We start from the raw sequence: 13,005 nt of genomic DNA, 5'->3' as shown, positions 1-13,005 counted from the left end.
GTCGTACACCGAGAGAAGGCATGTCATGTACCAGATCGAGAACGTGAGCAAGACCTACACCCAGGGCAAGCGGACCGTGCACGCGCTGCGCGACGTCTCCCTGCGCATCGCGGACGGCGAGCTGCTGTCCGTCCAGGGCCCGACCGGAGGCGGGAAGTCCACGCTGCTCCAGGCGCTGGGCGGGCTGGACCGGCCGACGTCGGGCAGCATCATGCTGGACGGGAAGGACCTGGCCACCATGAACGACGCCGGACTCACCCGGGTCCGCGCGGAGACCGTGGGCTTCGTGTTCCAGAACTTCAACCTCATCCCCACCCTGACCGCGCAGGAGAACGTGGAGACGGCGCTCGTGCCCATGGGTGTGACGAAGGCTGACCGGGCGCGGCGTGCCCTGGAGGCGCTGGAGTCCGTGGGGCTGGGCGAGCGGGCCGACCACCTGCCGGGCGAGCTGTCGGGCGGGCAGCAGCAGCGGGTCGCGATCGCGCGGGCGCTGGTGAAGAACCCGACCGTGCTGCTGGCCGACGAGCCCACGGGAAACCTCGACGAGGAGACCCGGGACGAGATCATCGACCTGCTGGAAGGCCTGTGGAAGGAACAGGGCCTGACGCTGGTCATGGTCACGCACGACTCGGCGGTGGCGGCCCGGACGCCGCGCCGCATTCGCATCGCGAAGGGCCGGCTCAAGGAACTGACCGGCAGCTGAGGCCCCCGCGACTCCTCGCCGAACAGCGACCACGCGATCCTCGGCGACCACGCCATTCCTGCGGGCCACCCGGCGACCACACCATTCCGGATGATGGGTGCGCCCCGGAGTGGCGTGGTCGCCGGGTGGGGCGCGGCGAGGCCGATCGCCCGGTTGCGGCTGGCCTTCGCTCCCGGGGTGTGGCTACCATCACGCCCAAAGCACCCGGACTGCGCAAGGGAGCGCCTCTGATGTTTGATCGAAATCGTTTCCCATCGAGAAATCGTTTTACACACGCCCGTCCGCCCACTCCCCCCGGCGGCCGCGCGACCGCCGCCGTCGTGACCGCCTCACTGGCCCTGACCGGCTCCGTCGCGACAACCGTCGCCCTGACGGCACCTGCAGCGGCCGACCCCGTCGTCGTCACCGCGGTCGACTTCGCCGACGGCACCACCGGTGCCTGGACCGCGTCAGGAGGCGCCACGCTGGACGTGGTCCCCGACCCGGACGACGCCGCCGACAACGTCCTGTCCATCACCCGCGCCGCCGACTACGAGGGCATCCAGTCCCCCACCGGCATCTTCGAGGCCGGCGCCACGTACGACTTCTCGATGCGTGCCCGCCTCGCCCCCGCCGCCGCGGGTGAGACCCAGCCCGCCTCCACCGGCGTCCGCTTCGTGATGAAGCCGGACTACGACTGGATCGGCAACACCACCATCACGTCCGAGTGGACCACCGTGACCGGCTCGTTCACCGCTCCGGCCGACGCCGACCCGAGCGCCCTGCAGGCCTACCTCGGCACCACCGACCAGGAGGGGCCGTACACCATCATGGTCGACGACATCCTCGTGACCAGCGAGAACAGCCCGGATCCGGGCACCGCGCCGGGCGGCGCGATCAACCCCGTCCCCACCCCGGCGTATCTCGCCGACGGGAGCGGCGACGTCTCCGCCCTCACGTTCGACGACGGGCCGAACCCCGGCACCACGCCCGCCCTGCTGGACTTCCTCGCGGAGAACCATCTGCACGCCGTGTTCTGCGTGATCGGACAGAACATCCAGGCCGACGGCGGCGCCCAGCTCCTGCGCCGGATCGTCGACGAGGGCCACGTGCTGTGCAACCACTCGACCGGCTACGCCGACATGGGCGGCTGGACGTCCGAGCAGGTGCGCGCGGACATGGTCGACAACCTGCGGATCATCCGCGAGGCGCTCGGCGACCCGAACCAGAAGGTCCCGTTCTGGCGTGCGCCGAACGGCTCGTGGGGCGTGACGTCCGACGTCGCCGTCGAACTGGGCATGCAGCCGCTGGACGTGCGCAACACCATCGCGGACTGGGAGACGCAGGACGAGGCAACCCTCACCGACAACCTGCGCGCCGCGATGGTGCCCGGCCAGCTCGTGCTCGCCCACGACGGCGGCGGCGACCGCTCCGGCACCCTCGCCGCGGTACGCACGGTGGTCACCGAGCGCCTCGCCGACGGCTGGGAGTTCGTGTTCCCGCAGGGCACTCCCCCGGCATCGGGCACCGTGCTGACCACGGACTTCGAGGACGGCACGCTCGGGGGCTGGGGCCCCCGCAACGGCGCGGACGGCAGCGGCTTCACGGTCGCCGCCACCGACGCCCAGGCCCACGAGTCCGTCTACTCCGCCGGGATCACGAACCGCGAGAACACCGGCGACGGCATCGGCCTCGACGTCACCGACACGCTGCGGGCCGGTGTCACGTACGAGGTGTCCGCCTGGGTCCGGTTCGCCGACGGCGCCACGCCGGGCAACGTCTGGCTCAGCCTCGCCCACACCAGCGGGGGCGAGACCAGCTACGACACCGTGGGCCAGTTCGACGGCATGTCGAGTTCCGCGTGGCGGCAGGTCACCGCGAGCTTCACGATGCCGCCGGCCGACGACGCGCTGCTCTACCTGGAGACCGCCTACAACGGCGAGAACCTCAGCGACTGGTACGTCGACGACATCGAGATCTCGGTCCCGAGGCCCCCGGTCGTCGAGGACCTCACGCCGATCCGCGCGACGACGGACTTCCCGGTCGGCGTGGCGATCGACTCCCGCGAGACCAGCAGCCCGGCGTCGGACCTCCTGACCCGGCACTTCGGCCAGATCACGCCCGAGAACCACATGAAGCCGGAGGCCTGGTACGACGACGAGGGCACGTTCCGCCGTCACCCCGAGGCCACGGCCCTCATGGACTTCGCCGCCGCGAACGACCTGCGCGTCTACGGCCACGTCCTGGCGTGGCACAGCCAGACGCCGGACTGGTTCTTCCAGGACGACGCCGGGGAGCCGCTGACCGCGGACGCCGCAGGGCAGGCGATCCTGCGCCAGCGCCTGCACGACCACATCTTCGCGATCGCGCAGAACCTGTCGGACGACTACGGGCTCTTCGGTTCCGACACCAACCCGCTGGTCGCGTGGGACGTGGTCAACGAGGTGGTCTCGGACGGCGGGGACCACGCCGACGGACTGCGCCGGTCGGAGTGGTACCGGATCCTCGGCGAGGACTTCATCGACCTGGCCTTCGAGTACGCCGACGAGGCGTTCAACGAGACCTACGCGGCGCCGCCGTCGGACACGGTCGCCGAGCGGCCGGTGACGCTGTTCATCAACGACTACAACACCGAGCAGTCCGGCAAGCAGGACCGCTACCACGCGCTGGTGGAGCGGCTGCTGGCTCGCGGGGTCCCGGTGGACGGCGTCGGGCACCAGTTCCACGTGAATCTGTCGATGCCGGTCAGTGCGCTGGAGGGCGCCCTGGACCGGTTCTCCGACCTGCCCGTCACGCAGGCGGTGACCGAGCTGGACGTCACCACGGGCACCCCGGTCACGCAGGCGAACCTCATCGAGCAGGGCTACTACTACCGGGACGCCTTCCGCGCGTTCCGGGACCGCTCGGACGAGTTGTTCAGCGTCACCGTGTGGGGCCTGACGGACGGCCGCTCCTGGCGGGTCGACAGCGGCGCCCCGCTCGTGTTCGACGACGCCTATCAGGCCAAGCCCGCCTACACCGGCGTGGTCGACGGCGACCTGCCCGCCACGCTGCGCGCCGCGGACGTCTTCGCCGGCGACGTACCGCTGGACGACGCCGCGACCGCGTCCCCGGAGTGGCGCAAGCTCCCGCTGCACACGTTCGCCGCGGCAGGCGGGCAGGCCGCGTTCCAGCTGCGCTGGGCACCGGACCATCTGACCGCCTACGTGTCCGTCGACGACCCAGCGGCCGACGGCGGCGACGCGCTCACGCTGGCGATGGACGACACGACCTACGCGGTCGGCCGGGACGGGACGGGCGACGTGCCCGCCGTGGTGTCCGAGCGTGAGGGCGGGTACGACGTCGTCGTCCACCTCCCGCTCGACGCGGCCGTCGAGGGCGCCACCGCCGGGTTCGACGTGCGGGTGACCGACGGCGGCGAGGCAGCCGGGGCGTGGAACTCGCCGGGAGCTCTCGGGACGCTGACGTTCGTCGAGGAGCTGTCCTTCCTGGAGATCCCCGAGGTGCGCAACGCCCGGAAGGTCCCGGTGATCGACGGCGTGGCGGACAAGGCGTACCGGAAGGCCACGCCCGTCACCACCGCCAGGAGGATCGACGGCGAGACGGGCGCCGAGGCCACGGTGCGGAGCGTGTGGTCCGGAAGCACGCTGTACGTGCTGGCCGAGGTGACCGACCCGGTGGTCGACGTGTCCGGCTCGGACCCGTGGATCCAGGACTCGGTGGAGATCTACGTCGACGCCGGCAACGCGAAGAACGGCGCGTACCGCGCGGACGACACGCAGATCCGGATCTCGGCCGAGAACGCGGTCTCCTTCGGGACGGGCGACGAGGCCGACCAGGCGGCACGGGTGACGTCGGCGGTGCGGCAGGTCGAGGGCGGCTACGTGGTCGAGGCTGCGATCGACCTGCTCTCGTACGGCGGCACGGGCACGTTCCACGGCGTCGACTTCCAGGTCAACGACGCCGCCGACGGCGCCCGCACCGCGATCCGCAACTGGGCGGACCCGACGGGCGCCGGCTATCAGTCCACGGCGCACTGGGGTGTGGCCCAGCTCGTCAAGAAGTGCGGGAAGGCCGCCAAGCGGCGGTAGAGCGCTCCGCCTCGGAGGATCCTGGTCGGCGGCCCCTCGGCATCCGCCGAGGAGCCGCCGCCGGGAACCTGCGCCGGTCACGACGTCGGCGGCAACGGAAACCTCCGTCGCCGACGTCGTCACCGGTAGGGAGGCGCGGCCCCTGGCGCCCGCCTCCGGCGATGCCGTTCCGACACAGACCGGATGCCGCATCTTTTACTACGCATTTACTTGCATTAATCCGGAGTCGTGCCAAAGTTGCGTCATGGCGCAGATCACCTCCAGGATCACCGCGACCGCCGGCGTGGCCGCCGTCGCACTCACCCTTGCCGCCTGCAGCCCGAGCGACGTCGAGGGCGCCACTGACGGGCCGGTCACCGTGGAGACCTGGATCAGCCAGGACATGGAGACCCTGTTCCCCGGCGACGCGGGGAGCTACGACAACATCAGCGTGCTCGACGTCGTCTACGACGGCCTGGTCCGGTACGACCCGGAGACCACCGAGCCCTACAACTACGTCGCCGAGTCCATCGAACCCGGCGCCGAGAACCTGGTCTGGACGATCACCATCAAGCCCGGCCTGACGTTCCAGAACGGCGAGCCGGTCGATGCCGAGGCGTTCGCCCGAGCGTGGAACTACACGGCCGACGGCGACAACGGGCTGTACTCCAACTACTTCTTCAGCATCATCGAGGGCTACGACGACATGCAGCCCGAGACCGGCGACGACGGCGAGATCGTCGCGCCGGGCGCGGTGGACGAGCTGGCGGGCCTGGAGGTCGTGGACGACCTGACCCTCCGGGTCACCCTGAACAAGCCGTTCGCGGGCTTCGCGACCGTGCTCGGCTACACGGGCTTCTTCCCCGTCGCGCAGGAATGCCTGGACGACGTCGAGGCCTGCGCGACAGAGCCCATCGGGAACGGCCCCTTCCAGGTCACCGAGTGGACCCAGAGCCAGGAGCTCACGGCCGAGAAGTGGGCGGACTACCCGCTGGACGAGACCCCGGACTACGACGCGATCCACTGGACCGAGTACGCCACGGGTGAGACGTCGAGCTGGGCCGACTTCCAGGCCGGGCAGCTCGACCTGTCGTTCCCGCCGACGGCGGAGGTGGAGGCGGCCCGGAACGACCCGGAGCTGTCCCAGCGGTACGTGGAACGGCCGGGTTCGGCGCTCACCTACCTCGGCTTTTCCCTGTACGACGACGGCCCCTGGCAGAACGTCGAGTTCCGCAAGGCGATCTCGATGGCGATCGACCGTGAGGGCATCATCTCCTCGCTCGGCAGCGGCAGCGCCACGCCGGCCGACTCCTGGGTGGTGCCGGGCGGCGTGCCCGGCGGCGAGGCCGGGACCTGCGAGTGGTGCACCTACGACCCGGACGCCGCCGAGGAGGCGCTGAGGAGGGCCGGCGGCTGGCCCGAGGGCGAGAAGCTGCAGATCAGCCTGGGCGACGATGCCGCCGAGGTGGAGTACTTCACCGCGATCGGCAACTCGATCGAGACGGTGCTCGGCATCCCGTACGAGCTGAACATCGATCCGGACTACTTCAGTACGCGCGCGGCGCAGGGCTACGACGGCATGTTCCGCAACAACTGGTTCCCGGACTACCCGCTGAACGAGAACTACCTCAGCTTCTACGCCTCGGGCGAGCCGGGCGCGGGGCACTTCGGCTGGTACAGCAAGGCGTTCGAGGACAAGCTCGACGAGGCCGCGCAGGCCCCCACCCTGGACGAGTCCATCGATCTCTACCAGGAGGCGGAGGGCATCCTGGCCGAGGAGTTCCCGACCATCCCGTTCCGCTGGAGCTTCAGCGCCACCTACTACAGCGAGCGGCTGGACAACGTGGTCCTCAACCCGTTCTCCGGGGCTCCGATGCTCCGCGCGGTCGAGGTCACGGACGCCTGAGGAGCCGATGACCCGCTACATCGCGAGACGCCTGCTGCAGGGGGCCGGGACGCTGCTGCTGGTGATGTTCGTGCTGCACCTGCTCACGACCGTCGCCATCCAGCTGAACGGCAACCCCGCGCAGGCGTTCTTCGGGGACAAGGTCGCGACGCCGGCACAGGTGGCAGCGGTCGAGGAGCGCTTCGGACTGGACGACCCGTGCTTCGACCAGCCCGGGAACCCCTGCCTCGGGCCGTTCGCCGAACGGCTCGGCCAGTACGCCCGCGGAGACCTCGGCACGAACCTGCGCGGCCGTGAGGTGGCCGACATCGTGGGTGCCGCCGCGCCCAACACGCTGCGGCTGTTCTGCGTCGTGGTGGTCACGTGGCTGGCCCTCGGGATGGTGCTGGGCTCGGTGGCCGCCCGCTGGCGTGGATCGGCCGGTGACCACGGCATCCGGCTCACGTCCGTGCTGATCGACGCGTTCCCGGTCTTCGTGCTGCTGATCGTGTACCGCTACGTCGTGGCCGTGCCGCTGAACCGGTGGTCCAAGGAGACCTTCGGCGAGGACAGCTGGCCCCCGTACTGGTTCCGGCCCTCGTTCGACCCGGCGCACCCGTGGGCGACGGTCCTCGTCCCCGGGATCCTGCTCGGCCTGGCGGGCTCGGCGGCGTTCATCCGGCTGGTGCGGGCCAGTCAGCTCGAGTCGTACGCCGGCGAGCACGTCCGCACGGCCCGGTCCAAGGGGCTGAGCGAGCCGCGCGTCGTCGTGCACCATGTGGTCCGCAACTCGTCCGTGCCGGTGGTCACGGCCGTCGGCCTCACGTTCGCCGAGGCCCTGGGCGGCGCGGTCATCACGGAGGGGCTGATGAACATCTACGGCATGGGTGGCGTGCTGTGGGAGGCGGTCCGGAACGACGACGTCGGTCTCGTGCTGGGCATCGTGACGCTCCTGACCACCGTGACCGTGCTGGTGATGATCGCGGTCGACATCGCCTACGCCCTCCTCGACCCGAGGATCCGCCTTGGAACGGATGACTGACATGGACCGTACCCTCACCCCGCGCCCGCTCGCCGGCGCCTGGCGCGCGCTGCGGCGCCGGCCTGATGCGGTGATCGCGGCCGTCGTCCTGGTGCTCTTCACGACGATGGCGCTCGCCCCCCGGCTGTTCACCCGCACGAGCCCGCGATCCTGCGACATCCGCGAGGCGCGGGTCGACCCGCAGTGGGCGGGTGGCGCGCACCCCCTGGGCACCGACTCGCTGGGTTGTGACGTGCTCGCGACGCTGGTGCACGGCGTCCGCCCGTCGCTGCTGCTCGCGGTGGTGGTCGTGGGTGTGGCGCTGGTCGTCGGCGTCACGCTCGGCCTGCTCGCCGGGTACTACCTGGGCTGGGTGGACTATCTGGTGTCGCGCACCGTCGAGGTGTTTCTCGTGATCCCGTTGCTGCTGGCCGCTCTCCTGATCCTGTCCCTGTTCCAGGGGGTCGACCTCGGCGGTGGGACGTTCGACGTGATCCTGCTGCCCGCGATCGTGCTCATCCTGTTCAGCTGGATGCCCTATGCCCGGTACGTCCGCGCGAGCGTGCTGGAGACCAAGAACCTGGACTACGTGACCGCGGCCCGTTCGCTGGGCGCCTCCGACCTGCGGATCATGGTGCGACACGTGCTCCCCAACGCCGTCGGCCCGGTGACCGCGATCCTCCCGACGTCGGTGGCGGGGATCATCAGCTGGGAAGCGGTGCTGTCGTTCCTCGGGATCGGCGTGCGGCCGCCCGCGACGAGCTGGGGGATCCAGATCGAGCAGGGGTCCGAGTGGGTGACGGGCGGCGCCCCGCACATCCTGCTCGCGCCGCTGGTCTGCCTGGTCGCGACCGTCCTGGCGCTCGTGGTCCTGGGCGACGCCCTCCGCGACGCCCTCGATCCGAGGCTGGCCCGATGAGCGCCGGGACGTCGCCGTCGGACGTTCCCCTGCTGGAGGTGCGTGATCTGGCCGTGGAGTTCCGCACGCCCGAGGGCTTCGTGCGGGCGGTGGACGGGTTGTCGTACCGGGTGGAGGCGGGCCGCACGCTCGCGGTGGTGGGCGAGTCCGGGTCGGGGAAGTCGGTGTCGTCGCTCGCGGTGATGGGGCTGCTGCCCGACGCCGCGCGGGTGGCACGCGGGTCGGTCCGCCTGGCGGGTGAGGATCTGCTGGGGCTGAGCCGGCGCGAGCACCGCCGCCGGTGCGGTGACCGGGTCGCGATGGTGTTCCAGGACGCGCTGGCCGCGCTCAACCCGGTGCACACGGTGGGCCGGCAGCTGACCGAGGCCCTTCGTGCCCGGCGCGGCATGTCTCGGGCCGATGCGCGGCTCCGGGCCGTGGAGCTGCTGGACCTGGTCCAGGTGCCGAACGCCCGGGACCGGGTGAGGGACTACCCGCACCAGTTCTCGGGCGGCATGCGGCAGCGGGTCATGATTGCGACGGCACTGGCCATGGAGCCGGACGTGCTCATCGCGGACGAGCCGACCACCGCGCTCGACGTCACGGTCCAGGCCCAGGTGCTGAGGCTGCTCGCCGAGATCCAGGCCGAACGGCGCATGGGGCTGGTGCTCATCACGCACGACCTGGGCGTGGTGGCCGGCATGGCGGACGACGTCACCGTCATGTACGCGGGGACGGTCGTGGAACGGGCTCCGGTCCGCGAGACCTTCCGGTCGCCCGCGCACCCGTACACGCGGGCGCTGTTGCGGTCGATCCCGTCGGCCGTGGACCGGTCCACCGCCGACGCGTCCGGAGCCGACCGGTCCACGGCCGGCTCCGGGAGGCGCCGCCTCCCCGTCATCCCCGGCCGGCCGCCGGGCCTCGGTGCGTCGCCGGCCGGGTGCGCCTTCCATCCGCGCTGTGACCTGGCCCGGGACCTGTGCCGCACGCAGTCGCCGGTCCTGGCGGCGGTCGACGGGATGCCGACGGCCGACCGCGGAGGGCCGGGCGACGGGCACGGCGACGGCACCGTCGTGGCCGCCGCGCGCACCGGCACCGACGCGTACAGCGGCGCAGGCCCCCGCAACGCCACGGCCGCGCGCACCGGCACCGACGCGGTCATCGAAGCGCGCGGCCCGGAAGGCTCGCCTTCGACCCGTGCGTCGGCCTGCCATTTCGCCGCCGAGGTGCTGGCGTCCTCCGCCGCGGCGGTACCGACGTCACCCGACAGGGCGGTACCCGCGTCACCCGACAGGGCGATTCCCACACCCCGGGCCGGTGCGGCACCCGCATCCCGCGCCGGGGAGATACCCGCCGAACCCTGGGACGATCCCGGGACCAGCACCCCGGAGAACCAGGAGGCCGCTGATGACTGAACCGGTCCTCGAGGTCCGTGACCTCGTCAAGCACTTCCCGGTGCGCCGCGGCCTCCGGCGCCGCACCACGGATGCCGTGAGGGCCGTCGACGGGGTCTCCTTCACGATCCGCGCGGGCCGCACCCTCGGGGTGGTCGGTGAGTCCGGGTCGGGCAAGTCGACGCTCGCCCGCACTCTCCTGGGGATCGAGCGCCCGACGTCTGGCCAGGTGCTCGTGGACGGCGAGGACGTGGCTCACCTGTCCCGGGCCGGGCGCAGGCAGTTGCGTCGCGACGTGCAGATGGTGTTCCAGGACCCGTACACGGCGCTGAACCCGCGGATGTCCGTGGGCCAGATCGTGGGCGAGCCGTTCGCCGTCCACCGCGTGCGGCCGCCGCGCGGCCGGACGTCCGCCGTCGGCGAGCTGCTGGAACTGGTGGGGCTCGATCCCGGACAGGTGAACCGCTACCCGCACCAGTTCTCGGGCGGGCAGAGGCAGCGCATCGGCATCGCCCGGGCGCTCGCGCTGCGCCCCCGGATCCTGGTGTGCGACGAGCCGGTCTCCGCCCTCGACGTGTCCGTCCAGGGCCAGGTGGTCAACCTGTTGCAGGACCTGCAGGACGAGCTCGGGCTCGCGTACCTGTTCATCGCGCACGACCTGGGCGTGGTCCGCCACGTGGCCGACGAGATCGCGGTGATGTACCTGGGCCGCCTGGTGGAGCAGGGTCCGCCCGGCGACGTCTACGACAGAGCCCTCCATCCCTACACCCAGGCGCTCCTGTCGGCGCTCCCGGTTCCCGACCCGGCGGTGCGGCTGACCGACTCCCGGGCCATCATGGTGGAGGGCGAACCGCCGTCACCGGTCGATCCCCCGGCGGGCTGCGCCTTCCACACCCGGTGCCCGCTGGCACGGCAGCTCGGGGAGGGCGCCAGGGCTGACGGGGGAACCGGAGCGGGCAGGTGTGCGAGCACGCCACCCTCCCTGGAGCCGCATGGAGCCGGCGCGGCTCACGACGGCACCGCTCCGTCACACCGGGCGGCGTGTCATTTCGCGCGCACGCTCCCCACCCCGGCGACAGTGGAGGCATGATGCAGGTCCTGGTGGTGCAGAACTCGACGAGCTCGGGTCCCGGACGGCTCGGGGGCTGGCTGACGGAGGCGGGCGCGACGGCCGACGTCGTCCGGGCGCCGGAGGGCCTGCCGGACAGCCTGGACGGGTACGACGGCGTCGTCCTGCTCGGCGGCGGCTACCTGCCGGACGACGACGCCGAGCATCCCTGGCTGCCACGCGAACGCTCGCTCACCGCGGAGGCACTGGACCGTGACGTGCCGCTGCTGGGAATCTGCCTGGGTGAGCAACTGCTCGCCCAGGTCGCGGGCGGCAAGGTGACGGCGCGGTCGGGCGAGACCGAACGGGGGATGTGCACACTGGAGGTGCTGCCGGCGGCGGCCGGGGACCCGGTACTGGGACAGTTCGTCGCGGAGCCGCTGTGGATGGTGGAGAACCACGAGGATTCCGTGACGACGCTGCCGCCGGACGCGACGCTGCTGGTCACGTCTTCGGGGTGCCGGGTACAGGCGTTCCGTGTCGGGCGGGCCGCCTGGGGCCTGCAGTTTCATCCGGAGGCTTCCCCGGACGCGATCCTCCGCTGGGACGAGGCAGCCCTGGCAGACCAGGGTCTCGACAGAGCGGTCCTGGCGGCGGCCGCCAAGGAGCACGCGGAGGAGAACGAGGCCCAGTCGCGCTCCCTGGTCCGACGGTGGGCCCAGTTCCTGAGGAACGTTCGGTAAGGACGGAGGAATCTCATGGTGCGGACCGGGACACACAGCGACGGGGTGCCGTTCATCGCCTTCCATGTCGCACGGGCGTCCGGTGAGGTGCTCGCGGCACGCGAGGACGACGTCGTCGTCTACGCCGCGTCGACGGTGAAACTCGCGGTGCTCGTCGCCGCGGCTCGCGAGCTGGACGCCGGGACCGCGTCGCCCGGCGAGGAGCTGATCGCCACCAGGACGTTCACCTCACGGGTGCCGGGTGCGGGCACGTTCACGATCGAGCCCGACGACGCCGACGCGGGCCTCCCGCCGGACGGCACGCCGATGGCGCTGGCCGACGTCGTCGAACGGATGATCGTGGTCTCCTCCAACGAGGCCACCAACATGATGATCGAACGGGTGGGCTTCGAGGCGCCCAACCAGGCCCTCTCGGACGCGGGCTGCGAGAACTCGATGCTGAGCCGGCTGTACGCCGACCTCGTCGCGGCGGGCACCGGCGAACCGTCTCATCTGGTCACCGCCCGGGACCTCGCCCGGCTGATGGCGGCGATCGTGACCGGCAGGCTTGCGGGTCCGGAGCGGACGGCCTGGATGCTGGACCTGCTGTCCCGGCAGACGGACCGCCAGCTCACGGCGTCGTTCCCCCACGACGTCCCGTTCGGGTCCAAGTCCGGCTGGGTCGACGGGATCCGGCACGACGTGGCCTTCCTCGGCGGCCCGGGGCCGGACGCCCTGGTGGTCGCCGTGTGCACACGCGGCTACGAGGAGGCGGACGCGGAAGAGGCTCTCAAGGCGCTCGGCGCGATGGCCGTGGCGCTGAGAGGGCTGCCGCCCGCGAGCTGAAGGCGGCCTCTCACGCGATCACCCGCTTAACGAACAGCACACTATCCCTTAGAGGCGACGACGGCTATCCTGGTAGCCACAGTCCAAGCGGCGCGCCCAGACCGCCGTCGTCCAGAAAGTCCGACACCATGGCCCGCGCGTCCCAACGAACTCACCGAGATCTCGCCTCGATCGGCGAGCATGTCCGCAACTGGCGCAAGATCCACGGCCTCACCGCACAGCTCGTGGCAGATCGCGCCGGCATCACCCGCACCACCCTGCGCAGCATCGAGAACGGCACCGGTACCGCCAGCCTGGAGAACACCCTCGCGGTGCTTCGGGTCCTGGGGGTCGCCGACGCCGTGGTCGGTGCGACAGACCCGTTGACCACCGAGATCGGGCGCTTCCACGCGGAGCGCACCCTCCCGCAGCGTGTGAGGATTCCCGGCTGACACGCACC

10 protein-coding genes are annotated in these 13,005 nt (G+C 71.4%); all 10 read left to right on the top strand.

What is annotated here, in order from left to right; genetic code table 11:
- Positions 1-25: 25 nt before the first annotated feature.
- The 10 genes from HGK34_RS04685 to HGK34_RS04640 all read left to right on the top strand — a co-directional run bounded on the left by HGK34_RS04685 (position 26) and on the right by HGK34_RS04640 (position 12,997).
- Positions 26-703: an ABC transporter ATP-binding protein gene (locus tag HGK34_RS04685; protein ID WP_201845414.1), complete on the top strand. Its 678-nt coding sequence runs from the start codon at positions 26-28 to the stop codon at positions 701-703.
- Positions 704-1,023: 320 nt separating this feature from the next.
- Entirely contained in the window at positions 1,024-4,773 is a 3,750-nt protein-coding gene (locus HGK34_RS04680; RefSeq protein WP_201845413.1) for an endo-1,4-beta-xylanase, read from the top strand.
- Between the two features lie 244 nt (positions 4,774-5,017).
- Positions 5,018-6,658 carry a peptide ABC transporter substrate-binding protein gene (locus HGK34_RS04675; RefSeq protein ID WP_201845412.1) on the top strand — a complete coding sequence of 547 codons (1,641 nt, stop codon included), beginning with the start codon at positions 5,018-5,020 and terminating at the stop codon, positions 6,656-6,658.
- 7 nt (positions 6,659-6,665) lie between these two features.
- Positions 6,666-7,679, top strand: a complete 1,014-nt coding sequence (locus HGK34_RS04670) for an ABC transporter permease (RefSeq protein WP_201845411.1) — start codon at positions 6,666-6,668, stop codon at positions 7,677-7,679.
- Between the two features lies 1 nt (position 7,680).
- Positions 7,681-8,577, top strand: coding sequence for an ABC transporter permease (locus HGK34_RS04665; RefSeq protein WP_244666401.1), 897 nt, complete (start codon positions 7,681-7,683; stop codon positions 8,575-8,577).
- Positions 8,574-9,971, top strand: coding sequence for an ABC transporter ATP-binding protein (locus HGK34_RS04660; RefSeq protein ID WP_244666400.1), 1,398 nt, complete (start codon positions 8,574-8,576; stop codon positions 9,969-9,971). The genes HGK34_RS04665 and HGK34_RS04660 overlap by 4 nt, the downstream gene beginning before the upstream one ends.
- Positions 9,964-11,040: an ABC transporter ATP-binding protein gene (locus HGK34_RS04655; RefSeq protein WP_201845409.1), complete on the top strand. Its 1,077-nt coding sequence runs from the start codon at positions 9,964-9,966 to the stop codon at positions 11,038-11,040. The genes HGK34_RS04660 and HGK34_RS04655 overlap by 8 nt, the downstream gene beginning before the upstream one ends.
- Positions 11,037-11,741, top strand: coding sequence for a type 1 glutamine amidotransferase (locus HGK34_RS04650; RefSeq protein ID WP_201845408.1), 705 nt, complete (start codon positions 11,037-11,039; stop codon positions 11,739-11,741). The genes HGK34_RS04655 and HGK34_RS04650 overlap by 4 nt, the downstream gene beginning before the upstream one ends.
- A gap of 15 nt (positions 11,742-11,756) precedes the next feature.
- The gene (locus tag HGK34_RS04645) at positions 11,757-12,566 is read left to right on the top strand and encodes a serine hydrolase (RefSeq protein ID WP_201845407.1); all 810 of its coding nucleotides are present in this window, start codon (positions 11,757-11,759) and stop codon (positions 12,564-12,566) included.
- A 128-nt stretch (positions 12,567-12,694) separates the two neighbouring features.
- Entirely contained in the window at positions 12,695-12,997 is a 303-nt protein-coding gene (locus tag HGK34_RS04640; protein WP_201845406.1) for a helix-turn-helix transcriptional regulator, read from the top strand.
- Positions 12,998-13,005 lie beyond the last annotated feature (8 nt).

Source organism: Myceligenerans indicum, assembly GCF_016742955.1.
GTDB classification, from domain to species: Bacteria; Actinomycetota; Actinomycetes; order Actinomycetales; family Cellulomonadaceae; genus Myceligenerans; species Myceligenerans indicum.
Note: the sequence above shows the minus strand (reverse complement) of the source record. Positions and strands in the feature narration are given on the sequence as shown.

What these genes read in the sequence shown, in the direction of transcription:
- HGK34_RS04685 (WP_201845414.1), top strand. Translation starts at nt 26, where the DNA reads ATGTACCAGATCGAGAACGTGAGCAAGACCTACACCCAGGGCAAGCGG.
- HGK34_RS04675 (WP_201845412.1), top strand. Translation starts at nt 5,018, where the DNA reads ATGGCGCAGATCACCTCCAGGATCACCGCGACCGCCGGCGTGGCCGCC.
- HGK34_RS04670 (WP_201845411.1), top strand. Translation starts at nt 6,666, where the DNA reads ATGACCCGCTACATCGCGAGACGCCTGCTGCAGGGGGCCGGGACGCTG.
- HGK34_RS04665 (WP_244666401.1), top strand. Translation starts at nt 7,681, where the DNA reads ATGGACCGTACCCTCACCCCGCGCCCGCTCGCCGGCGCCTGGCGCGCG.
- HGK34_RS04660 (WP_244666400.1), top strand. Translation starts at nt 8,574, where the DNA reads ATGAGCGCCGGGACGTCGCCGTCGGACGTTCCCCTGCTGGAGGTGCGT.
- HGK34_RS04655 (WP_201845409.1), top strand. Translation starts at nt 9,964, where the DNA reads ATGACTGAACCGGTCCTCGAGGTCCGTGACCTCGTCAAGCACTTCCCG.
- HGK34_RS04650 (WP_201845408.1), top strand. Translation starts at nt 11,037, where the DNA reads ATGATGCAGGTCCTGGTGGTGCAGAACTCGACGAGCTCGGGTCCCGGA.
- HGK34_RS04645 (WP_201845407.1), top strand. Translation starts at nt 11,757, where the DNA reads ATGGTGCGGACCGGGACACACAGCGACGGGGTGCCGTTCATCGCCTTC.
- HGK34_RS04640 (WP_201845406.1), top strand. Translation starts at nt 12,695, where the DNA reads ATGGCCCGCGCGTCCCAACGAACTCACCGAGATCTCGCCTCGATCGGC.